The sequence below is a fragment of the Streptomyces sp. NPDC041124 genome, assembly GCF_055592385.1.
The window spans coordinates 109,845-131,355 of the sequence record NZ_JBVIYR010000011.1 but is presented as its reverse complement, the minus strand read 5'-3'; the positions used below and the strand labels follow the sequence as shown (position 1 = coordinate 131,355).

Sequence of the window (21,511 nt, the reverse complement as noted above, 5' to 3'; positions counted from 1 at the left end):
CCCTCAATCCTCCCGCGGTCAGAACGAGAACGGGATGTAGCAGGCGGCGGCCAGGATGACCGCACCCCAGCCGAGCAGTGCCGGCTTGCGGTACCACGCGTCGTCGCCCTTCGCGGGCGGCTCCGCCATGCCGGGGGAGGTCGTGCCGTAGACCAGCCCCTGGAGTTCCTCGGTGGGCTTGGGCGCGGTGAAGAGGGACACGGCGACCATGACCACCGCTCCCGCGACGAACCCGGCGATCGCGGAGACGAAGTTGGCCCCCTGGTCGGTGGGGATGTCGATGATGCCCTGCTTGTAGATGACGAAGTAGTTGACCATCGCGGCGGTGGTGCCGGCGAGCAGGCCCCAGAAGCCCGACTTCATCGAGGCGCGCTTCCAGAACATGCCGATGATGAAGACGACGAACATCGGCACGTTGAAGAAGGAGAACAGCGTCTGGAGGTAGGACATGATGTTGGAGAAGGAGCTGGCCAGGAACGCCGTGCCGATGGAGGCGAGGACGCCGATCGCGGTGATCAGGCGGCCGAAGCGGACGTAGTACGCGTCCTCGCGGTGCTTCACCACGTACTTCTGCCAGATGTCGGCGGTGAAGACGGTGTTGAAGGAGGAGATGTTCGCCGCCATGCCCGCCATGAACGCGGCCAGCAGGCCGGTCACGGCGATGCCCAGGACGCCGTTGGGCAGCAGTTGCTGCATCAGGTACGGGATGGCGTCGTTGTACTGCAGGTCCGAGTCGGCGGTGCCGATCTGCGGGACGAGGACCGCCGCGACCAGGCCGGGGATCATCACCAGGAACACGATGAAGATCTTCGGGTACGCCGCGATGAGCGGGGTCCGCTGGGCCGCCGAGAGGTTCTTCGCGGACAGGGCGCGCTGCACCTCGGCGAAGTTGGTCGTCCAGTAGCCGAAGGAGAGGACGAACCCGAGGCCGAGGACGATGGTCAGCCAGTTCGCGCCGAGCGGGTTGTCGCTGCCGATGCCCGTGCCGCCCCAGGAGGTCATGAAGTCGGCGCCGCGCGACTCGGTGAGGGAGTCGGACAGGCCGTCCCAGCCGCCGACGCTCTTCAGGCCGAGGACCGTGATGGGGATGAGCGCGGCCAGGATGACGAAGAACTGCAGGACCTCGTTGTAGATCGCCGAGGACAGGCCGCCCAGGGTGATGTAGGCCAGGACGAAGAACCCGGCGACGACGATCGCCACCCACTGCGGCCAGCCGAGGAGCGCCTCGACGACGATCGCGAGGGCGTACAGGTTGACGCCGGCGATCAGGATGGCGGCGGCCGCGAAGAGGATCGAGCTGAACAGGTGGGCCGCCCGGTCGAAGCGCAGCAGCAGGAACTCGGGGACCGAGCGGACCTTGCTGCCGTAGTAGAAGGGCATCATCACCAGGCCGAGGAACACCATCGCGGGGATGGCGCCGATCCAGTACCAGTGGGTGGTGTAGACGCCGTACTGGGCGCTGTTGGCGGCCATGCCGAGGATCTCGGTGGCGCCGAGGTTGGCCGCGATGAAGGCGAGACCAGTGACCCAGGCGGGCAGGGAGCGGCCGGAGAGGAAGAAGTCGAGGCTGGTCTTGACCGAGCGGCGGGCGGCGAGGCCGATGCCCAGCACGACGACGAAGTAGATCCCGAGGATCGTGTAGTCCAGCCAGTTGGTGGGGAGTCGAAGCTCGGCAGCCAGATATGTGGGGGTTCGCATACACACTCGCTTCGTTCGGTGACTGAACCGGTGCGGAACGTGTGCTTCCGTGTTCAGTGATTGAACACCGTCGGTGATGTTCTTTGTTTGATTGCGGTGGCAGCAGTTCGCTGGTGAGTTGTGATGTGTTATGTTTGATTGTGTTGAGTGGTTGGTGGGTGTGGAGGAGTGCGGCTGTGAAGAAGACGTCGACCCGGCTGGCCGACGGCCGTGAGCTCATCTACTACGACCTCGCCGACGACACCGTGCGCGACGCCGTGGACCGCCGCCCGCTGGACGCCACCGTCACCACGTCCGAGATCCGCCGCGATCCGCTGCTGGGCGATTCCGTCGCCGTCGCCTCCCACCGGCAGGGCCGTACCTACCACCCGCCGGCCGACGAGTGTCCGCTGTGCCCCTCGGAAGGGGAGCGGCTGAGCGAGATCCCCGACTCCTCGTACGACGTGGTCGTCTTCGAGAACCGCTTCCCCTCGCTGGCGGGCGACTCGGGCCGGTGCGAGGTCGTCTGCTTCACCTCCGACCACGACGCCTCCTTCGCCCGCCTGGACGAGCGGCAGGCGCGGCTGGTCCTGGACGCCTGGACCGACCGGACGGCCGAGCTGTCGCATCTTCCCTCCGTGGAACAGGTGTTCTGCTTCGAGAACCGGGGGGCGGAGATCGGCGTCACCCTCCAGCACCCGCACGGGCAGATCTACGCCTACCCCTTCACCACCCCCCGCACTGCCCTGACGCTCCGCCAAGTGGCCGCACACAAGGAGGCGACGGGCGGGGAGAACCTGTTCGACGCCGTGCTGGAGCGGGAACTCGCCGGCGAGCGGATCGTCCTGGAGGGTGAACACTGGGTGGCGTTCGTGCCGTACGCGGCGCACTGGCCCTACGAGGTCCACCTGTACCCGCGGCGCCGGGTGCCCGACCTGCTCGGCCTCGAGGAGGCGGCGCGCGCGGAGTTCGCCCAGGTCTATCTGGAACTCCTGAGGCGCTTCGACCGGATCTTCGGCGAAGGTGAGCCCCCCACGCCGTACATCGCGGCCTGGCACCAGGCGCCGTTCGGCGTGCTGGAGGAGTTCGACGGCGTCACGCGTGACGACTTCGCGCTCCATCTGGAGCTTTTCACCATCCGCCGCACCTCCGGCAAGCTGAAGTTCCTCGCGGGTTCCGAATCCGGCATGAACGTGTTCATCAACGACGTGCCGCCGGAGCGCGCGGCCGAGCGACTGCGGGAGGTAGCGGGTTCATGAGCGGGAAATACCTGGTCACCGGGGGTGCGGGGTATGTCGGCAGTGTCGTCGCCCAGCATCTGATCGAGGCGGGTCACGAGGTCGTCGTGCTCGACAACCTCTCCACCGGCTTCCGCGAGGGCGTCCCCGCGGACGCGACGTTCATCGAGGGCGACGTCCGCGACTCCGCCACATGGCTGAACCCGTCCTTCGACGGCGTGCTGCACTTCGCCGCCTACTCCCAGGTCGGCGAGTCGGTGGTCAAGCCGGAGAAGTACTGGGACAACAACGTCGGCGGCACCATGGCGCTGCTCGCGGCGATGCGCGAGGCGGGCGTGCGCCGGCTGGTGTTCTCCTCCACGGCCGCCACGTACGGCGAACCCGAGCAGGTGCCGATCCTGGAATCCGCCCCGACCAGCCCCACCAGCCCCTACGGCGCCTCCAAGCTCGCCGTCGACCACATGATCACCGGTGAGGCGAAGGCCCACGGCCTGGGCGCGGTCTCCCTGCGCTACTTCAACGTGGCCGGGGCGTACGGGCGGTACGGCGAGCGCCACGACCCCGAGTCGCACCTCATCCCGCTCGTGCTCCAGGTGGCGCAGGGCCGGCGGGAGGCCATCTCCGTCTTCGGCGACGACTACCCGACGCCCGACGGGACCTGCGTGCGCGACTACATCCACGTCGCCGACCTCGCCGAGGCCCACCTGCTCGCGCTGGGGGCCGCCGCGCCCGGCGAGCACCTGATCTGCAACCTCGGCAACGGCAACGGCTTCTCCGTCCGCGAGGTCGTCGAGACCGCGCGCCGGGTCACCGGGCACCCGATCCCCGAGGTCGTCGCGGAGCGCCGGGGCGGCGACCCGGCGGTCCTGGTGGCGTCCGCCGCCACGGCCCGCGAGAAGCTCGGCTGGAACCCGTCACGCGCGGACCTCGCGGGGATCGTCGCGGACGCGTGGGAGTTCACGCGGGCGCGCGCCGAGCAGGTCAACCAGTAGGCAACGAAGGATCAGGGGTCAGGGCATGAGCGAGTCCAGCGCGGCCGTCGCGGGGTCGGTGGCCGAGCGGTACGAGCAGCTGTACGGGGCCGCGCCGCAGGGGGTGTGGGCGGCACCGGGCCGGGTCAACCTCATCGGCGAGCACACGGACTACAACGACGGCTTCGTCATGCCGTTCGCGCTGCCCCACACCGCCGTCGCGGCGGTGTCCCGGCGGGACGACGGCGTCCTGCGCCTGCACTCCGCCGACGTGGACGCGCCCGTCGCGCGGCTGCGCGTGGAGGACCTGACCCCCGGCACCGACAAGGGGTGGACCGCCTACCCGGCGGGCGTGGTGTGGGCGCTGCGCGAGGCCGGGCACCCGGTCACCGGCGCCGACATCCACCTCGCCTCCACGGTCCCGGCCGGCGCCGGCCTGTCGTCGTCGGCCGCCCTGGAGGTCGTCGTCGCGCTGGCCCTGAACGACCTGTACGAACTGGACCTGCGCGGCCGGCAGCTGGCCCGCCTGTGCCAGCGGGCGGAGAACGTCTACGTCGGCGCCCCGGTCGGCATCATGGACCAGACGGCCTCCGCGTGCTGCGAGAGCGGCCACGCCCTGTTCCTCGACACCCGTGACCTGTCCCAGCGTCAGATCCCCTTCGACCTGGCCGCCGAGGGACTGCGCCTGCTCGTCGTCGACACGCAGGTCAAGCACAGCCACAGCGAGGGCGAGTACGGCAAGCGCCGCGCGGGCTGCGAGAAGGGCGCGGCCCTGCTGGGCGTCGACGCGCTCAGGGACCTGCCGCACGAGGAACTCGACGCGGCGCTCGGGCGCCTCGGCGACGAGGAGGAGGTCCGCCGGCTGGTCCGGCACGTGGTGACGGAGGACGCGCGGGTCGAGCGGGTGGTGGCGCTGCTGGAGGCCGGGGACACTCGCGCCATCGGCCCGGTGCTGATCGAGGGGCACGCCTCCCTGCGTGACGACTTCCGCGTCTCCTGCCCGGAGCTGGACCTGGTGGTGGACACGGCGGTGGACGCCGGCGCCCTCGGCGCGCGGATGACCGGCGGCGGCTTCGGCGGCTCGGCCATCGTCCTGACGGAGGAGGCCGGCGTCCCCGGGATCACCAAGGCCGTCGAGGAGGCGTTCGCGACGGCCGGGTACACCGCCCCCCGCGTTTTCGAGGCCGTGCCCTCGGCGGGTGCGCGGCGGGTGCGCTGACGCTCAGGCCAGCCGCTTGGTCAGGGTGTACTCCGTGATCCCCGGCGGGTAGTCGGGGATCACGCAGACCACGTCGTAGCCGTGGCGGCGGTAGAAGTCCGGGGCCTGGAAGTCCCAGGTCTCCACGCGGGAGGCCGTGCAGCCGCGGCCGGCGGCGAGCTGTTCCGCCTCGCTCAGCAGGCGGGAGCCCAGGCCTGCCCCGCGGTGGCGGGCGTCCACCCAGAGGTACGTCACGTGCAGCCACGTCGTCCAGGTGTGGCCGACCAGGCCGCCGGCGAGATCACCGTTCGCGTCCGACGCCCACACGTGCAAAGGCGCCTGTCGTTCGCCCGGGGTTCCGCGCAGGGCGCGCAGCACCGGTGACGCCGCCGTGTTGGTGGCCTTCAGCCGCCGGTGGAGCAGATCACGTCGGGCCCTGTCGACTTCTGTCTCAAGACGAAACATGCGGCTCACCATAAACGCGCAAGGCCGCCAGTTCTGCAAATTGCCTTCCGCTCCCGGCCCCCGCCCGTACTCTGATGAACAGTGCCGGTGGGGGCCGGTGCCGTTCAGGGGGCGAGACAGCCGGGTGCGGCGTCGCGGGCGGGGGTGGCGGCGACCGTACGGCGGCGGCGGTGTGGCCGCGGCGGCCCGTCCCGCGTCCAGCAGGTGAGGTGACAGCGGCCTCGGCGCCCCATCCGCGCCGGTGTCGTCCCGTGACGATGGGGTAGTCCCCTGCTCTGGGAAGAGCACGGGGGAGGGGGTTTCGTGGTTCGCATTCGAGTCCTGGTCGTCGACGACCATCGCATCTTCGCCGAGTCGCTGGCCGCGGCCCTGGCCGCGGAGCCCGACGTCGACGTGTCCGCGGCGGGCAGCGGCCCTGCCGCGCTGCGCTGCCTGGAGCGGGCGGCGGCCGAGGGGCGGCGGTTCGACGTCGCGCTCGTCGACGCCGATCTGGGCGGCAAGGTGCCCGGCGGCCGGCCGGCCGTCCCCGTGCAGGCGGGCGACGAGGACGGGCTCGTCGACGGGATAGCGCTGGTCACCGGCGTGCGCGCGGCGCAGCCGCAGGTACGCACCGTCGTCCTCGCCGAGAAGGACGACCCGGCCCGGGCCGCGCTCGCCCTCCAGGCGGGAGCCTCCGGCTGGGTGGCCAAGGACTGCTCGCTGAACCGGCTCCTCACCGTCATACGGGGCGTGCTGCGCGACGAGACGCACCTGCCGCCCGCGCTGCTCACGGGCGTGCTGCGGGAACTGACCGCCGCCCGGCGGCACCGCACCGAGAGCGAACGGCTCGTGGAGTCCCTGACCCCGCGCGAGCGGGAGGTGCTGCGGTGCATGGTCGCGGGACTGGGGCGCAAGGCCGTCGCCGAGCGCCTGTTCCTGTCCCCGCACACGGTGCGCACGCACATGCAGAACGTCCTCGGGAAGCTGGGCGTGCACTCCACCCTCGCCGCGGTGGCCCTCGCCCGGCGGGCCGGGGTCGGCCCCGTCGACCTAACCGGGGATGTTGTCGAACGGGGCGGTCAACTGGCGTAGCAGCCCGGCCAGTTCGCCTCGCTGGGCGTGAGTGAGCTCCGCGAGGATCGCCCGCTCCTGCGCCAGCAGCCCGGCCAGCGCCTGGTCGGCGCGGTCCCGTCCCTCGTCGGTGAGCCGGACCAGGACGCCGCGCCGGTCACTGGGGTCGGGCAGCCGCTCCACCAGGCCCTTCTTGGCGAGGCGGTCGATGCGGTTGGTCATGGTGCCCGACGTGACCAGCGTCTGGGTCAGCAACTGCCCCGGGGAGAGCTGGTACGGGGTGCCCGCGCGGCGCAGCGCGGTCAGGACGTCGAACTCCCAGGACTCCAGGCCGTGCTCGGCGAACGCGAGGCGGCGCGCCCGGTCCAGGTGCCGGGCCAGTCTGCTCACCCGGCTGAGCACCTCGAGCGGTTCCACGTCGAGGTCCGGGCGCTCCCGGCGCCACGCTGCGACCAGCCGATCGACCTCGTCCTCCATGACAAGCAGTGTAGTGGTTGTGTCGACGTGAAGTCTCTTGATGTCGAGCTTCTTGACGTCGAGAGGTGCGGGGGTGAGGGTGGGGGTACCCGTCACCCCTCCGGCCACCGGGAGGCCCCGTGCCCGACACCACCCCCCTCTGGGACCCCGCCCAGTACCTCCGTCACGCCGGTCACCGCACCCGGCCCTTCACCGACCTGCTCGCCCGCGTCCCGGACCTCCCGCGGGAGGCCGCCCGCATCGCCGACCTCGGCTGCGGCGCCGGCAACGTCACCGCCCTCCTCGCCGCCCGATGGCCCACCGCCCGCATCACCGGCTACGACAACTCGCCCGAGATGCTCGACCGGGCCCGCACCGACCACGCGGGCGACAGGCTCGACTTCGCCCACGCCGACGTCCGCACCTGGGTGCCCCGGGAGCCGCACGACCTGATCGTCAGCAACGCCACCCTGCAGTGGGTGCCGGGGCACGCGGACCGGTTCGGCGACTGGGTCGACGGGCTCACCCCCGGCGGCGCCTTCGCCTTCCAGGTGCCGGGCAACTTCGACGCCCCCAGCCACACCCTGCTGCGCGAACTGGCCGCCTCCCCGCCCTGGCGCGCCCGCCTGTCCGGCGTGCTGCGCCACGAGGAGGCCGTACTCCGCCCGGAGACCTACCTGGAGCACCTCACCGCCCTCGGCTGCGCGACCGACGCCTGGGAGACCACCTACATCCACCTGCTGCGGGGGGAGGACCCGGTCCTCGACTGGGTCAGGGGCACGGCCCTGCGGCCCGTCCTCACCGCCCTCGACGGCGACCCGGACGCCCGGGAGGCCTTCGTCGCCGACTACCGGGCAGCCCTGCGCGCCGCCTACCCGCCCGGCCCCCACGGCACCCCGTTCCCCTTCCGCCGCGTCTTCGCGGTGGCGAGCAAGCGGAGTTGATCTCAGGGCGTACGCCCCACACGGGCGACCAGGATGCGGATGATGTGGTCGTCGATGGCGTAAAGGACCCGATACCCGCCGATGCGCAGAGCGATGGTCTCCTTGCCGCGGGCCGCGCGACGGACGAGGTCGCCGAGCTGGTTCAGCTCTTGCGGTGGCCTATCAGCCGGGGTTTCGGCTCCAGGCCGTCCAGCCCGTGCCAGGCCAGGTTCACCAGGTGCGCCGCCACCTCCGCCTTCTTCGGCTTGCGCACGTCCAGCCACCACTGCCCCGTCAGCGCCACCATCCCCACCAGCGCCTGCGCGTACAGCGGGGCCAGCTTCGGGTCGAAGCCACGGGACTTGAACTCACGGCCCAGGATGTCCTCCACCTGGGTGGCGATGTCCGAGATCAGCGACGCGAACGACCCCGTCGACTGGGGGATGGGCGAGTCACGGACCAGGATGCGGAAACCGTCCGTGTACTCCTCGATGTAGTCCAGGAGCGCGAACGCCGCCTGCTCGCACAGCTCCCGGGGGTGACCGGCCGTCAGCGAACCGGTCACCATGTCCAGCAGCCGCCGCATCTCCCGGTCCACCACCACCGCGTACAGGCCCTCCTTGCCGCCGAAGTGCTCGTACACCACCGGCTTGGAGACCCCGGCCCGCGCCGCGATCTCCTCCACCGACGTGCCCTCGAAACCCTTCGCCGCGAAGAGGGTGCGGCCGATCTCCAGCAGCTGCTGGCGGCGCTCCGCGCCGGTCATCCGGGTGCGGCGCGCACGCCGCGGCTTGTCATTGCTCGGGGTGCTGCTGGAGTCGGTCGCCACGACGACCATCATGCCGTCTCGGCGGTTTCCTTCCCCCGCCGGGCGCCGCCCTCCGGGGTGTGACGCCGGGAATCGATACGCGAGCGTGACGGCCACCGCACGTCGGAGGCCCAGCCCAGCTGCTCGAACCAGCGGATCAGACGGGCGGAGGAATCCAGCTGCCCGCGCTCCACACCGTGCCGCGCCGACGTCGGGTCCGCGTGGTGCAGGTTGTGCCAGGACTCACCGCACGACAGGATCGCCAGCCACCACACGTTGCCCGAACGGTCCCGCGACTTGAACGGCCGCTTGCCGACCGCGTGACAGATCGAGTTGATCGACCACGTCACGTGGTGCAGCAGCGCCACCCGCACCAGCGATCCCCAGAAGAACCCGGTGAACGCCCCCCACCACGACATGGTGACCAGACCGCCGATCAGCGCCGGCAGCGCCAGCGACACCACCGTCCACAGGATGAACTGCCGCGAGATCGCCCGCAGCGCCGGATCCTTGATCAGATCCGGGGCGTACTTGTCCTGCGGCGTCTGCTCCTCGTCGAACATCCAGCCGATGTGCGCCCACCACAGGCCCTTCATCAGCGCCGGGACCGTCTCCCCGTACTTCCACGGCGAATGCGGGTCGCCCTCGTCGTCGGAGAACTTGTGGTGCTTGCGGTGATCGGCCACCCACCGCACCAGGGGCCCTTCCACCGCCATCGACCCGGCGATCGCCAGCGCGATCTTCAGCGGCCGCTTCGCCTTGAACGAACCGTGCGTGAAATGACGGTGGAAACCGATCGTGATGCCGTGGCACCCCAGGAAGTAGAAGAAGACCAGCAGACCGAGGTCCAGCCAGCTCACCCCCCACCCCCACGCCAGCGGCACCGCCGCCACCAGCGCCAGGAACGGCACCGTGATGAAGAGCAGCAGCGTGATCTGCTCGATGGAGCGCTTGCGCTCCCCGCCCAGCGTGGCGGAGGACACTGCGTCGTCGGACGGGCGTTGCTTCGAGACTTCGTCGAGCACATCGGGACGTGAGGTCATGCGTTCCCCTGTGGGGTATGTGGACTGAGGGTGGGTGCCGGGCGAACGGAGCAGCAGTGTTCCCTACGGTTCCGTAACCTACGGCAACGTAAGTATGGCAGTGCGTCGCCCGACGGCAAGAGCCCGTGAGCCTGCGCGTCCGGGTCGACACCTATCCTTGGAAGTCGGTCGGACAGCGCGGTCCGCTCTGATTTCCTTCCCGGACGTCCGGCCCGCAGGCGGCACACGCCGTGCGAGACGCTCGTCCGGGTTCCCTCCAGACGAGCTTCAACACTGCAAGGAGCCGCACCTGTGAGCAGTGCCGACGATCAGACCGTATCCACGGCGACCACGAACAGCGAGCTGCGTGCCGACATCCGCCGGCTGGGTGATCTCCTGGGAGAGACCCTGGTACGGCAGGAAGGCCCGGAACTGCTCGACCTCGTCGAGAAGGTACGCCGACTCACCCGTGAGGACGGCGAGGCCGCCGCCGAGCTGCTGCGGGGCACCGAACTGCAGACCGCGGCCAAGCTGGTCCGCGCCTTCTCCACCTACTTCCACCTCGCCAACGTCACCGAACAGGTACACCGCGGCCGGGAACTGCGCGCCCGCCGCGCCGCCGAGGGCGGACTGCTCTCCCGCACCGCCGACCGCCTCAAGGACGCCGACCCCGAGCACCTGCGCGACACCGTCCGCAACCTCAACATCCGGCCCGTGTTCACCGCACACCCCACCGAGGCCGCCCGCCGCTCCGTCCTCAACAAGCTCCGCCGGATCGCCGCCCTCCTCGACACCCCCGTCATCGCCAGCGACCGGCGCCGCCTCGACACCCGCCTCGCCGAGAACATCGACCTCGTCTGGCAGACCGACGAACTGCGCGTCGCCCGCCCCGAACCCGCCGACGAGGCCCGCAACGCCATCTACTACCTCGACGAACTCCACGCGGGCGCGGTCGGCGACGTCCTGGAGGACCTGACGGCCGAACTGGAACGCGTCGGCGTCCACCTCCCCGACGACACCCGCCCCCTCACCTTCGGCACCTGGATCGGCGGCGACCGCGACGGCAACCCCAACGTCACCCCCCAGGTCACCTGGGACGTCCTCATCCTCCAGCACGAACACGGCATCAACGACGCCCTGGAGATGATCGACGAACTGCGCGGCTTCCTCTCCAACTCCATCCGCTACGCGGGCGCCACGGAGGAACTGCTCACCTCCCTCCAGGCCGACCTCGACGCCCTCCCCGAGATCAGCCCCCGCTACAAGCGCCTCAACGCCGAGGAGCCCTACCGGCTCAAGGCCACCTGCATCCGCCAGAAGCTGGAGAACACCAAGCTCCGCCTCGCCAAGGGCACCCCCCACGAACCCGGCCGCGACTACCTCGGCACCGGCGAACTCCTCGCCGACCTGCGGATCATCCAGACCTCCCTGCGCCAACACCGCGGCGGACTCTTCGCCGACGGCCGCCTCGCCCGCACCATCCGCACCCTCGCCGCCTTCGGCCTCCAGCTCGCCACCATGGACGTACGCGAACACGCCGACGCCCACCACCACGCCCTCGGCCAGCTGTTCGACCGACTCGGCGAGGAATCCTGGCGCTACGCCGACATGCCCCGCGACTACCGCTCCAAGCTCCTCGCCAAGGAACTCCGCAGCAGGCGGCCCCTCGCCCCCACCCCGGCCCCCGTCGACGCCGCCGGCGAGAAGACCCTCGGCGTCTTCCAGACCGTCAAGCGCGCCCTCACCGTCTTCGGACCCGAAGTCATCGAGTCCTACATCATCTCCATGTGCCAGGGCGCCGACGACGTCTTCGCCGCCACCGTCCTCGCCCGCGAGGCCGGACTCATCGACCTGCACGCCGGCTGGGCCAAGATCGGCATCGTGCCCCTCCTGGAGACCACCGACGAGCTCAAGGCCGCCGACACCATCCTCGAGGACATGCTCGCCGACCCCTCCTACCGACGCCTCGTCGCCCTGCGCGGCGACGTCCAGGAGGTCATGCTCGGCTACTCCGACTCCTCCAAGTTCGGCGGCATCACCACCAGCCAGTGGGAGATCCACCGCGCCCAGCGCCGCCTGCGCGACGTCGCCCACCGCTACGGCGTCCGCCTGCGCCTCTTCCACGGCCGCGGCGGCACCGTCGGCCGCGGTGGCGGCCCCACCCACGACGCCATCCTCGCCCAGCCCTGGGGCACCCTCGAAGGCGAGATCAAGGTCACCGAACAGGGCGAGGTCATCTCCGACAAGTACCTCATCCCGGCCCTCGCCCGCGAGAACCTCGAACTGTCCGTCGCCGCCACCCTCCAGGCGTCCGCCCTGCACACCGCACCCCGCCAGTCCGTCGAGGCGCTCGCCCGCTGGGACGCCGCCATGGACCTCGTCTCCGACGCCGCCCACACCGCCTACCGGCGGCTGGTCGAGGACCCCGACCTGCCCACGTACTTCCTGGCCTCCACCCCCGTCGACCAGCTCGCCGACCTGCACCTCGGCTCCCGGCCCTCCCGCCGCCCCGGCTCCGGCGTCTCGCTCGACGGACTGCGCGCCATCCCGTGGGTGTTCGGCTGGACCCAGTCCCGGCAGATCGTCCCCGGCTGGTACGGCGTCGGCTCCGGCCTCAAGGCCCTGCGCGAAGCCGGCCTCGACACCGTGCTCGACGAGATGCACCAGCAGTGGCACTTCTTCCGCAACTTCATCTCCAACGTGGAGATGACCCTCGCCAAGACCGACCTGCGCATCGCCCAGCACTACGTCGACACCCTCGTCCCCGACGAGCTCCGCCACGTCTTCGACACCATCAAGGCCGAACACGAACTCACCGTCACCGAGGTCCTGCGCGTCACCGGCGAACAGGAACTCCTCGACGCCGACCCCGTCCTCAGGCAGACCTTCAGCATCCGCGACGCCTACCTGGACCCCATCTCCTACCTCCAGGTCGCCCTCCTCAAGCGCCAGCGCGACGCCGCCGAAGCCGGCGAACAGCCCGACCCGCTGCTCGCCCGCGCCCTGCTGCTCACCGTCAACGGAGTCGCCGCCGGCCTGCGCAACACCGGCTGACCCGGAAGACGCCGCTGGAAGACGACAGTGCCCCCGGTCCCGTACACCCCGTACGGGACCGGGGGCACACCCCGTCTCAGACCACCACGAACGCCCCCGTCAGCAGCGCCGCCCCCGACAACGCCATCACCCACGCCACCCGCGTCCGCCGCAGACCACCCGCCACGACCACCGACGCCAGCAGCAGCGCACCCCCCAGCGGCACCCACGCGTAGAGGATCCCCGCAGGCCCCCCACGGACCCCCTCCACGCCCCCCGGCTTCAGCACCACCGTGTACGTCCGGCCCTCCTCCACGGCCACCGAACGCTCCAGCCGCACCTCCGCACGCGGCTGCGAACCCGCGGACAGCGGCGCGTACGGACCGGCACACGTCCCCCCGGCACACCGCGCGACCTCCACCGTGCCGCGCTCCCGCCCCTTCGTCAGCATCGCGTGCTGCGCCGTACCCCACGACGCCCACACCCCCGCGATCAGGATCAGCGCGGCGACCGTGCCCATCGCCGCGAACCGGCCGAAGCGCAGGGCGGAGGTGCCACGGGAGGAACGGGCAGCGGGAGACATGGCCGAGATCCTTGGCCATGACCTCGCAGTCGGTCAACTCCACTGGGGGGCCACACCGGACAACCCCACCGAAGCCCCCTCAGCAGGTCACGAGTTGTACGTCCCCTGCGCCCGCTCCAACCCCTCGATCACCAGACACTCCACCGCGTCCGCCGCACGGTCCACGAAGTAGTCCAGCTCCTTGCGCTCCACCGACGAGAAGTCCTTCAGCACGAAATCCGCCACCGGCATCCGCCCCGGCGGCCTGCCGATCCCGAACCGCACCCGGTGATAATCCCGCCCGAACGCACCCGTCAGCGACTTCAGCCCGTTGTGACCGTTGTCCCCGCCACCCAGCTTCAACCGCAGCGTCCCGTAGTCGATGTCCAGCTCGTCATGAACCGCCACCACACGCCCCACCGGGACCTTGTAGAAGTCCCGCAACGCGTTCACCGGACCACCCGACAGATTCATGTACGACATCGGCTTCGCCAGCACCACCCGACGGTTCCCCGGACCCGGAGGACCGATCCTGCCCTCCACCACCTGCGCCTGGGCCTTCCCCGCCCGCTTGAACCGGCCGCCCATCCGCTCCGCCAGCAGATCCGCCACCATGAACCCCACGTTGTGCCGGTTCATCGCATACCCCGGCCCCGGATTCCCCAGCCCCACCACCAGCCAGGGACCCGCCGCGCCGGCCTCGTCCGTCGTCACGCCCATGCCTCCTCCACACGCGCCGTCCGCACCCGCGCACACGCGCCTCCCTGCACGTCGGCCGCTGCCCCGCACGGGAACAGCGGCCGACGAAACGACTCACCCGGAGGATCAGGCCTCGGCGGCCTCTTCACCCTCGCCCTCGGGCGCTTCCTCGGCCTGCGCGGCCAGCACCTGGAGGACCACCGTGTCCTCCTCGACGGCCAGCGTCACGCCGGAGGGCAGCTCGATGTCCTTGGCGAGGACGGAGGCACCGGCCGCCAGACCCTCGACGGACACGGTCACACCATCCGGGATGTGCGTCGCCTCGGCCTCGACCGGCAGCGCCGACAGGACGTGCTCCAGCAGGTTGCCACCCGGCGCCAGCTCACCCTCGGCCTGCACGAAGATCTCGACCTGGACCTTCTCACCACGCTGCACCAGCTGCAGGTCGACGTGCTCCAGGAAACCCTTCAGCGGGTCACGCTGCACAGCCTTCGGGATCGCCAGCTCGTTCGACTTGCCGTCGATGTCCAGCGCGATCAGCACGTTCGGCGTACGCAGCGCCAGCAGCAGCTCGTGGCCCGGGAAGGTCAGGTGCAGCGGGTCCGAACCGTGCCCGTACAGGACACCCGGAACGTTGTTCTCACGACGGATACGGCGCGCGGCACCCTTGCCGAACTCGGTGCGCGTGGTCGCGGAGATCTTTACCTCGGACATGGTCACTCCTCGAAGTCAGAAACGGACGTGGTCACCCGGCCACGAACGGCCTGCTACGAAGAGCGCGTCGATAACGGACCGCCGTACGACTTCACCGAAGCGGTACGGCCTCCCTCGCCGAGCAACTGAAGCAGTCTACTCGGACCAGGAGGCCGCACCCAAAACGATCATCGGGGCCCGCACGGACGCCCGACCGCAGAACCCTTACTGCTCGTCGAACAGACTCGTCACGGAACCGTCCTCGAACACCTCACGCGCCGCACGCGCGATCGTCGGCGCGATCGACAACACCTTGATCTTGTCCAGCGACTCACCCAGCTCGATCGGCGTCGGCAACGTGTCCGTGAACACGAACTCACTCACCCGCGAGTTCTTCAGACGGTCCGCCGCCGGACCCGACAGCACACCGTGCGTCGCCGTCACGATGACATCCTCCGCACCGTGCGCGAACAACGCGTCCGCCGCCGCACAGATCGTGCCACCCGTGTCGATCATGTCGTCCACCAGCACACACACGCGGCCCTTCACCTCACCGACCACCTCGTGCACGGTGACCTGGTTCGCCACGTCCTTGTCCCGGCGCTTGTGCACGATCGCCAGCGGCGCACCCAGCCGGTCACACCAGCGGTCCGCCACCCGCACACGACCCGCGTCCGGCGACACCACCGTCAGCTTCGAACGGTCCACCTTCGCACCCACGTAGTCCGCCAGCAGCGGCAGCGCGAACAGGTGATCCACCGGACCGTCGAAGAAGCCCTGGATCTGATCCGTGTGCAGATCCACCGCCAGCAGCCGCGTCGCACCCGCCGTCTTCATCAGATCCGCGATCAGACGCGCCGAGATCGGTTCACGACCCCGGTGCTTCTTGTCCTGCCGCGCGTAACCGTAGAACGGCACGATCACCGTGATCGACCGCGCCGAAGCACGCTTCAGCGCATCGATCATGATCAACTGCTCCATGATCCACTTGTTGATCGGAGCCGTGTGGCTCTGGATCAGGAAACAGTCGGCACCACGAGCCGACTCCTGATACCGCACATAGATCTCGCCATTGGCGAAGTCGAAGGCCTTCGTCGGAACGACCCCGACCCCCAGCTGACGGGCGACCTCCTCGGCAAGCGCGGGGTGTGCGCGGCCGGAGAAGAGCATCATCTTCTTCTCGCCGGTCGTCTTGATCCCGGTCACAGCACTGTCTCCTCAGAGGTGTCGCAGCAGGTGGGCGTGCAGATGTGCACTTATCACGGTACGCCGTCTTCGAGCCGGCAAAATCCGGTCAGCCCTCCTCGGCCGACCCCCGGGAAGCCTCCTCGGCGGCCTGCGCCGCAGCACTCCCCGGACGCTTGCGAGCCACCCAACCCTCGATATTCCGCTGCTGACCACGGGCCACGGCCAGCGAACCGGGCGGCACATCCTTCGTGATCACCGAGCCGGCAGCCGTGTAAGCGCCGTCCCCGATCGTGACAGGTGCCACAAACATGTTGTCCGAACCCGTCTTGCAGTGCGAGCCGACCGTCGTGTGGTGCTTGTGCTCCCCGTCATAGTTGACGAACACACTCGCCGCACCGATGTTCGAAAACGCGCCGATCGTGGCATCCCCCACATACGACAGATGCGGAACCTTCGTCCCCTCACCGATCGACGCGTTCTTCGTCTCCACATACGTACCGATCTTGCCCTTACGCGCCAACCGCGTCCCCGGACGCAAATACGCGAACGGACCCACCGACGCCTCCGGACCCACCTCGGCACCCACCGCCACCGTGTTGTCCACCCGCGCCCCCGCACCCACCACGGTGTCCGTCAACCGCGTGTTCGGACCCACCTCACACCCCTCCGCGAGATGCGTCGCACCATGCAACTGCGTACCCGGATGGACGACCACATCCCGCTCGAACGTCACGGCCGAATCGACCCACGTCGAAGCCGGATCCACCACCGTCACACCCGACAGCATCGCCGCGGTCAACAACCGGTCGTTCAGGATCCGCCGCGCCTCCGACAACTGCACACGGTTGTTGATCCCCGCGATCTCCCGGTGATCCCCCGCCACCGACGCACCCACCCGGTGCCCCGCCCCCCGCAGGATCCCCAGCACATCCGTCAGGTACTCCTCACCCTGACTGTTGTCCGTACGCACCTGCTTCAGAGCATCCGCCAGCAGCGCACCGTCGAACGCGAACACACCCGAATTGATCTCCCGGACCGCCAGCACCTCCGCCGACGCGTCCTTGTGCTCCACGATCGCCGTCACCGCACCGGAGCCGTCCCGCACGATCCGCCCGTAACCGGTGGCGTCCGGCACCTCCGCCGTCAGCACCGTCACCGCGTTCCCGTCCGCCGCGTGCGTCTGCGACAGCCGGCGCAACGTCTCACCCGTCAGCAACGGCGTGTCACCACACACCACCACCACGGTCCCCTCCACGGAACCGCCCAACTCCTCCAGACCCATCCGCACGGCATGCCCCGTGCCGTTCTGCTCCTCCTGCACCGCGGTACGGACGGCGGGAGCGATCTCGGCGAGGTGCGCGGTCACCTTCTCGCGGGCGTGGCCCACGACGACGACCAGGTGCGCCGGGTCGAGTTCACCGGCGGCGGCGAGGACGTGGCCCACCAGGGAACGGCCACAGATGTCGTGCAGAACCTTCGGTGTGGCCGACTTCATACGGGTGCCCTCACCCGCTGCGAGTACGACGACGGCTGCCGGGCGGTTGGCGCTCACGGGGATGCCCTTCGGCTGTTCGGGGAGGGGGTGACATCCGCAGGATACCGGGGCGGGTGTGGGGGGACATGAGTGCGGGCCCTGACGTGGTCGTCAGGGCCCGCACAGCGCAGCTCCCCCATCAGGATTTGAACCTGAACTTAAGGGACCAAAACCCTCAGTGCTGCCTGATTACACCATGGGGGATGAAACTCGACTGAACCGGACATTTGGTCAGGTCGCCGAGTCGGCACCCAACACTATGCCGTACCAGGAGCCTTCGATGCGACGGTACAGATCGGCGCCCTGGAGGACTTTGATCACCAAGCAGCCCCGGTACGACTCACCCACGTTCTTCCGGACGGTCTTGGGGCTGTGCCGCTTGAGCGTCGTCTTGTTGAAGGCGCTGCGGGCGGCCCCCACCAGTTCGGCCCAGTATCGCTCCGCACCTGTCACGTCGGCGTTCTCGTGGATCATGACCGTGAACCGGAGGCGCTCGCGTTCGACTCCGAGCAGGTCCAGCCAGGCGAGGTACACCTTGATCATGCCGGGGTCGCTGTTGACGAATGTGACGTTCTCGCGGCGGTCGTAGGACTTGTCCTTGGTGCCCTCCGCCCAGTAGAGGCCCACGCCGATCAGGAACAGTTCACGGGCCGACAGGCCGCCGACCGCCTGTTTGGCTGCTTCCTTCGTGCGTCGTCGCTCCTCGTCCCGTACGCGCAGTTTCGCTTCCCATCCACGTCGTGCGATGGCCGCGGCCTCCTCGGGTGTGCGTCGGCGTTCCGGCTTCGGCAGGTCCCGCACCCCACAGGGACACCGAGCTCCTGGAGCAGCCGAGTTCGGCCTCGATCCGGTCGTAGGTCCAGCCCTGGAGGCGCAGCTCGCGCGCTCGGGCGCGGAGGTCGTCCTTGGCGCGCGGGCGTTTCGTTCAGGGCGGCGGCGGTTCTCCCTTCACCAGCTGGTTGAGGATGTCGTTGTTGTGGACCTTCAGCTCGTCGCGGATCTGCCGGAGGCTGTAGCCCGCCCGTCGCAGGGCCACCGCCCGGTCGCGCAGGGCTTCGAAGTCGGCGTACTTGCCGGGTGAATGTGTCACCCGCATACCGTCCGGCCGGAATGGTGTGTTCCGTGGTCGAACGGTGAGCGGTTCAGCAGTTCGAGGGATTTCGGGGCGTACCGCGTCCGATCGGTCACCGTGTGTGGTGTGGGTAGGTCGTGGAAACTCGCCGGATATCGGGTGGGGGGCGCCCGTAGGGTGGAGGTATGACCACGACGGGGGAAGAGCTGGTGGCGGCCCGGGGAGGGCCGTGGTGGTGGGAGCGGCGGCGTAGTGCCGTGCTGGATGTGGGTCTCGCGGTGGCGTCCGCGGTGGAGTGCGGTCTGGAGGGGATCCCGTTCGCGTGGGCGGCGGGGATTCCGGTGGCCGTGGGGGTCGTGTTCGGTCTGCTGGCCGGGTCGGTGTTGCTGGTGCGGCGGCGGTGGCCGGTCGCGGTGGTGCTGGTGGCGATCGCGGTGACGCCGGCGTCGATGGGGTTCCTGTTGGGAATCGTGGGTCTGTATTCGCTGGCGGCGTCGGATCTGCCGCGGCGGTTCATCGGTTCGCTGGCCGGGATGCAGTTCGCCGCGGTGTTGATCGTGATGTTCGTGCGGATGCGGCAGGACCTGGCGCGTGAGGGTGTGGACGTCGAGGACTGGATCGTGCCGTTCGCGTCGATCACGACGGCGTTGGGGGTGACGGCTCCTCCGCTGCTGATGGGGCTGTACGTGGGGGCGCGGCGGCGGTTGATGGAGAGTTTGCGGGAGCGTGCGGACAGTCTGGAGCGGGAGCTGCAGTTGTTGGCGGAGCGGGCCGAGGAGCGGGCGGAGTGGGCTCGGGGTGAGGAGCGGACGCGGATCGCCCGTGAGATGCATGACGTGGTGGCGCACCGGGTGAGTCTGATGGTGGTGCATGCGGCGGCGTTGCAGGCGGTGGCGCGGAAGGATCCGGAGAAGGCGGTGCGCAATGCCGCGCTGGTGGGGGACATGGGGCGGCAGGCGTTGACGGAGTTGCGGGAGATGTTGGGGGTGTTGCGGTCTTCGGGGGGTGGGGGGCGGCTTCGGGAGGTGCCGTTGGCGGCGGTGGGGGTGGCGGCTGCGGCTGCGGCGTCGCGTGCGGTGGGTGAGCCGGCGGGTGCGGGTGAGGGTGAGGGGCCGTGTCTGTCGGAGATCGAGGAGTTGGTGGGGCAGTCGGCGGCTGCGGGGATGGCGGTGGAGCTGTCGGTGGAGGGAGAGAGCCGTGTGTGTGCGCCGGAGGTGGAGTCGACGGCGTACCGGGTGGTGCAGGAGGCGTTGACGAACGTCCACAAGCATGCGGCGGGTGCGAGGACGTATGTGCGTCTGGCGTATCGGGTGTCGGAGATCGCGATGCAGGTGGAGAACGAGCCGCCGGTGGGGGCGGGGGGTGCGGCGGGGTTGCCGTCGGGGGGGAACGGTTTGGTGGGGATGAGGGAGCGGGTGTCGGCGTTGGGTGGGGTGTTCGTGTCGGGGCCGACGGATGCGGGGGGTTTTCGGGTGTCTGCGGTGATTCCGTCGTCGTAGGCCGGCGGAACCGGTCGTGGGGGTCAGCCGGCGGTGAGGCGGGTGGGCTGGATGCCGGTGACGAGGGTGGTGATGCCGTGGTCGATGGTGGGGCCGAGGTACCAGTCGCCGGTGTGGTCGAGGGCGTAGACGCGGCCTTGGGTGTCGATGGCGAGGAGTGCCTGGGTGTCGGTTTCGGCGCCGAGGGGGCTGACGTCGGTGTCGAGGGCGCGGCCGAGGTCGGCGAGGGTGCGGGCGGCGTGGAGGCCGTGGAGGGGGTCGAGGTGGAGGGTCGTGGGGGCGATCTGGCGGCCGGGTCCGGTGGGGGTGATGTGGAGTCCGCCGAATTCGGCCCAGGCTTCGACGGCGGCGGGGAAGACGGCGTGGCGGTGGCCTGCGGGTGAGGTGTGGTCGCGGAGGGTGTCGGCCCAGATCTCGGCTTGTTTGATGTCCCAGCGTCCGGGTTGCCATCCGGCGGTGCGCAGGGCTGCGTCGACGGGGACGGCGAAGCGGGTGGTGGAGGTGCGGTCGGTGTGCATGTGCTCTTCGTTCGTCGTGGTCGTGGGGTGGGGGTTCAGCCGTCGGTGGCGGCGGGGTCGACCGTGCGGACGCCGAAGTGGGCGGTGAGGGCGGTGCAGGCGCGGCAGGGGGGTGCGTAGCTGTCGTGGAGGGGGTCGCCGTCCTCGCGGATGCGCCGGGTGGTGATTTTGGCTTGTTTGAGGGCTTTGCGTGCTTCGCCGTTGGTCATGGGTCTGCGTGCGGCGCGTTTGCTGCGCTGGGCGTCGACGGTGGTGATGTGCCGGGAGATGAGGATGGTTTCGGCGCAGCGGCCGGTGAAGCGGTCGCGTTGGTCGCTGGTGAGGGTGTCGAGGAAGTCCTGGACGAGGGGGTGGAGGGCGGGGGGTGTGTCGCCGCGTGCGGGGGTGCAGGTGAGGGTGGTGCCGCGGACGGTGAGGGCGGCGGCGATGGTGGGGAGGATGCCGTCGCGGCGGTGGTGGAGGGTGGGGGTGTGGGTGGGGTCGGTGGCGCTCCAGCCGATGCGCGGGTCGCCGGTGCGGGGGTCGCCGGATGGGCCGGTGTGTGTTCCTGTGTGCGTCACGTTCATGATCGTCATCCCCTCCCGGGTGTCTCCCCGGAGGTCACAGGGTGCCAAATGGCGTGGCTGATGCGGAAGCTGGGGCGTGGCGACACGCCCGGGTTTGGGCGGGCTGTCACGGGAGGGTGACGGTTGGTCACGGAAGTGGAGGGGTGGGTGACCGGTGCCGGTGACCGGTGGGGGTGTACCGCATAGGCTGTCGGCACCGCGATCCATGCGGTGATCCGTGCGGTTGTGTGTGCGGGCGCTGTGGGGTCGGGGCGGTAAGTAGTCGAGACAGACGTGACAGTCGATTACGTTCCGTAGCTGTCCGAAGGGGGCGGTGCGGGTCGTACAGAGTGCCGCAGG

At 69.9% G+C, this 21,511-nt stretch carries 19 protein-coding genes and 1 pseudogene; 7 read left to right on the top strand and 13 right to left on the bottom strand.

Annotated elements, in window-relative coordinates; all coding sequences use genetic code 11:
• Window positions 1-18: 18 nt before the first annotated feature.
• Window positions 19-1,698 carry a sodium:solute symporter family protein gene (locus ACZ6A9_RS27235; protein WP_468990279.1) on the bottom strand — a complete coding sequence of 560 codons (1,680 nt, stop codon included), beginning with the start codon at window positions 1,696-1,698 and terminating at the stop codon, window positions 19-21.
• A 176-nt stretch (window positions 1,699-1,874) separates the two neighbouring features.
• On the opposite strand from ACZ6A9_RS27235, the gene galT reads away from it, so the two are divergent.
• From galT to galK, 3 genes are read left to right on the top strand one after another with little or no spacing between them, the layout of a single operon-like run.
• Window positions 1,875-2,936, top strand: coding sequence for a galactose-1-phosphate uridylyltransferase (gene galT, locus ACZ6A9_RS27230; RefSeq protein WP_468990276.1), 1,062 nt, complete (start codon window positions 1,875-1,877; stop codon window positions 2,934-2,936).
• A complete protein-coding gene (galE, locus tag ACZ6A9_RS27225) occupies window positions 2,933-3,907 on the top strand; it encodes a UDP-glucose 4-epimerase GalE (protein WP_468990274.1) in 975 nt (324 codons plus the stop codon). The genes galT and galE overlap by 4 nt, the downstream gene beginning before the upstream one ends.
• 25 nt (window positions 3,908-3,932) lie before the next feature.
• Complete coding sequence (gene galK, locus ACZ6A9_RS27220) at window positions 3,933-5,105, top strand: galactokinase (RefSeq protein ID WP_468990271.1); 1,173 nt, start codon at window positions 3,933-3,935, stop codon at window positions 5,103-5,105.
• A gap of 3 nt (window positions 5,106-5,108) precedes the next feature.
• Here galK and ACZ6A9_RS27215 read toward each other — a convergent pair whose 3' ends face one another.
• Complete coding sequence (locus ACZ6A9_RS27215; protein WP_468990268.1) at window positions 5,109-5,549, bottom strand: GNAT family N-acetyltransferase; 441 nt, start codon at window positions 5,547-5,549, stop codon at window positions 5,109-5,111.
• Window positions 5,550-5,852: 303 nt separating this feature from the next.
• On the opposite strand from ACZ6A9_RS27215, the gene ACZ6A9_RS27210 reads away from it, so the two are divergent.
• Window positions 5,853-6,620 (top strand): LuxR C-terminal-related transcriptional regulator, encoded by a 768-nt coding sequence (locus tag ACZ6A9_RS27210; protein WP_468990265.1) that lies wholly within the window; start codon window positions 5,853-5,855, stop codon window positions 6,618-6,620.
• On the opposite strand, the gene tamR is transcribed toward ACZ6A9_RS27210, so the two are convergent.
• Entirely contained in the window at window positions 6,579-7,076 is a 498-nt protein-coding gene (gene tamR, locus ACZ6A9_RS27205) for a MarR family transcriptional regulator TamR (protein WP_392043286.1), read from the bottom strand. The genes ACZ6A9_RS27210 and tamR overlap by 42 nt on opposite strands.
• A 119-nt stretch (window positions 7,077-7,195) precedes the next feature.
• Between tamR and ACZ6A9_RS27200 the strand changes: the two genes are divergently transcribed.
• Window positions 7,196-7,999 carry a trans-aconitate 2-methyltransferase gene (locus tag ACZ6A9_RS27200; RefSeq protein ID WP_468990261.1) on the top strand — a complete coding sequence of 268 codons (804 nt, stop codon included), beginning with the start codon at window positions 7,196-7,198 and terminating at the stop codon, window positions 7,997-7,999.
• A gap of 142 nt (window positions 8,000-8,141) precedes the next feature.
• Here ACZ6A9_RS27200 and ACZ6A9_RS27195 read toward each other — a convergent pair whose 3' ends face one another.
• Window positions 8,142-8,819, bottom strand: coding sequence for a TetR/AcrR family transcriptional regulator (locus ACZ6A9_RS27195; RefSeq protein ID WP_468990259.1), 678 nt, complete (start codon window positions 8,817-8,819; stop codon window positions 8,142-8,144).
• The gene (locus ACZ6A9_RS27190) at window positions 8,816-9,829 is read right to left on the bottom strand and encodes an acyl-CoA desaturase (RefSeq protein ID WP_468990258.1); all 1,014 of its coding nucleotides are present in this window, start codon (window positions 9,827-9,829) and stop codon (window positions 8,816-8,818) included. Before ACZ6A9_RS27190 ends, ACZ6A9_RS27195 begins: the two co-directional genes overlap by 4 nt.
• A gap of 291 nt (window positions 9,830-10,120) precedes the next feature.
• Here ACZ6A9_RS27190 and ppc point away from each other — a divergent pair, with 291 nt between their 5' ends.
• Complete coding sequence (gene ppc, locus ACZ6A9_RS27185) at window positions 10,121-12,862, top strand: phosphoenolpyruvate carboxylase (RefSeq protein ID WP_468990256.1); 2,742 nt, start codon at window positions 10,121-10,123, stop codon at window positions 12,860-12,862.
• A gap of 76 nt (window positions 12,863-12,938) precedes the next feature.
• On the opposite strand, the gene ACZ6A9_RS27180 is transcribed toward ppc, so the two are convergent.
• The 6 genes and pseudogenes from ACZ6A9_RS27180 to ACZ6A9_RS27155 all read right to left on the bottom strand — a co-directional run bounded on the left by ACZ6A9_RS27180 (window position 12,939) and on the right by ACZ6A9_RS27155 (window position 18,613).
• Window positions 12,939-13,424 carry a hypothetical protein gene (locus ACZ6A9_RS27180; protein WP_468990254.1) on the bottom strand — a complete coding sequence of 162 codons (486 nt, stop codon included), beginning with the start codon at window positions 13,422-13,424 and terminating at the stop codon, window positions 12,939-12,941.
• An 87-nt stretch (window positions 13,425-13,511) separates the two neighbouring features.
• The gene (pth, locus tag ACZ6A9_RS27175) at window positions 13,512-14,123 is read right to left on the bottom strand and encodes an aminoacyl-tRNA hydrolase (protein ID WP_468990252.1); all 612 of its coding nucleotides are present in this window, start codon (window positions 14,121-14,123) and stop codon (window positions 13,512-13,514) included.
• 105 nt (window positions 14,124-14,228) lie between these two features.
• Window positions 14,229-14,816, bottom strand: coding sequence for a 50S ribosomal protein L25/general stress protein Ctc (locus ACZ6A9_RS27170; RefSeq protein WP_468990250.1), 588 nt, complete (start codon window positions 14,814-14,816; stop codon window positions 14,229-14,231).
• 204 nt (window positions 14,817-15,020) lie between these two features.
• On the bottom strand, window positions 15,021-16,001 hold the full coding sequence (locus tag ACZ6A9_RS27165) for a ribose-phosphate diphosphokinase (protein WP_468990247.1): 981 nt from the start codon (window positions 15,999-16,001) through the stop codon (window positions 15,021-15,023).
• An 88-nt stretch (window positions 16,002-16,089) separates the two neighbouring features.
• Window positions 16,090-17,535, bottom strand: a complete 1,446-nt coding sequence (glmU, locus tag ACZ6A9_RS27160) for a bifunctional UDP-N-acetylglucosamine diphosphorylase/glucosamine-1-phosphate N-acetyltransferase GlmU (protein ID WP_468990245.1) — start codon at window positions 17,533-17,535, stop codon at window positions 16,090-16,092.
• A gap of 213 nt (window positions 17,536-17,748) precedes the next feature.
• Window positions 17,749-18,613: pseudogene (locus tag ACZ6A9_RS27155) on the bottom strand (hypothetical protein).
• 161 nt (window positions 18,614-18,774) lie between these two features.
• Between ACZ6A9_RS27155 and ACZ6A9_RS27150 the strand changes: the two are divergent.
• A complete protein-coding gene (locus ACZ6A9_RS27150; protein ID WP_468990242.1) occupies window positions 18,775-20,088 on the top strand; it encodes a sensor histidine kinase in 1,314 nt (437 codons plus the stop codon).
• 23 nt (window positions 20,089-20,111) lie between these two features.
• On the opposite strand, the gene ACZ6A9_RS27145 is transcribed toward ACZ6A9_RS27150, so the two are convergent.
• Together ACZ6A9_RS27145 and ACZ6A9_RS27140 are read right to left on the bottom strand one after the other, a co-directional pair.
• Window positions 20,112-20,606 carry an SUKH-3 domain-containing protein gene (locus ACZ6A9_RS27145; protein ID WP_468990240.1) on the bottom strand — a complete coding sequence of 165 codons (495 nt, stop codon included), beginning with the start codon at window positions 20,604-20,606 and terminating at the stop codon, window positions 20,112-20,114.
• 35 nt (window positions 20,607-20,641) lie between these two features.
• A complete protein-coding gene (locus ACZ6A9_RS27140) occupies window positions 20,642-21,172 on the bottom strand; it encodes a YwqJ-related putative deaminase (RefSeq protein ID WP_468990238.1) in 531 nt (176 codons plus the stop codon).
• Window positions 21,173-21,511: the final 339 nt, after the last annotated feature.

Coding starts and splice junctions, on each gene's coding strand:
- ACZ6A9_RS27235 (WP_468990279.1), bottom strand. CDS start 1,698: ATGCGAACCCCCACATATCTGGCTGCCGAGCTTCGACTCCCCACCAAC.
- galE (WP_468990274.1), top strand. CDS start 2,933: ATGAGCGGGAAATACCTGGTCACCGGGGGTGCGGGGTATGTCGGCAGT.
- galK (WP_468990271.1), top strand. CDS start 3,933: ATGAGCGAGTCCAGCGCGGCCGTCGCGGGGTCGGTGGCCGAGCGGTAC.
- ACZ6A9_RS27215 (WP_468990268.1), bottom strand. CDS start 5,549: ATGTTTCGTCTTGAGACAGAAGTCGACAGGGCCCGACGTGATCTGCTC.
- tamR (WP_392043286.1), bottom strand. CDS start 7,076: ATGGAGGACGAGGTCGATCGGCTGGTCGCAGCGTGGCGCCGGGAGCGC.
- ACZ6A9_RS27195 (WP_468990259.1), bottom strand. CDS start 8,819: ATGATGGTCGTCGTGGCGACCGACTCCAGCAGCACCCCGAGCAATGAC.
- ACZ6A9_RS27190 (WP_468990258.1), bottom strand. CDS start 9,829: ATGACCTCACGTCCCGATGTGCTCGACGAAGTCTCGAAGCAACGCCCG.
- ACZ6A9_RS27180 (WP_468990254.1), bottom strand. CDS start 13,424: ATGTCTCCCGCTGCCCGTTCCTCCCGTGGCACCTCCGCCCTGCGCTTC.
- pth (WP_468990252.1), bottom strand. CDS start 14,123: ATGGGCGTGACGACGGACGAGGCCGGCGCGGCGGGTCCCTGGCTGGTG.
- ACZ6A9_RS27170 (WP_468990250.1), bottom strand. CDS start 14,816: ATGTCCGAGGTAAAGATCTCCGCGACCACGCGCACCGAGTTCGGCAAG.
- ACZ6A9_RS27150 (WP_468990242.1), top strand. CDS start 18,775: ATGACCACGACGGGGGAAGAGCTGGTGGCGGCCCGGGGAGGGCCGTGG.
- ACZ6A9_RS27145 (WP_468990240.1), bottom strand. CDS start 20,606: ATGCACACCGACCGCACCTCCACCACCCGCTTCGCCGTCCCCGTCGAC.
- ACZ6A9_RS27140 (WP_468990238.1), bottom strand. CDS start 21,172: ATGAACGTGACGCACACAGGAACACACACCGGCCCATCCGGCGACCCC.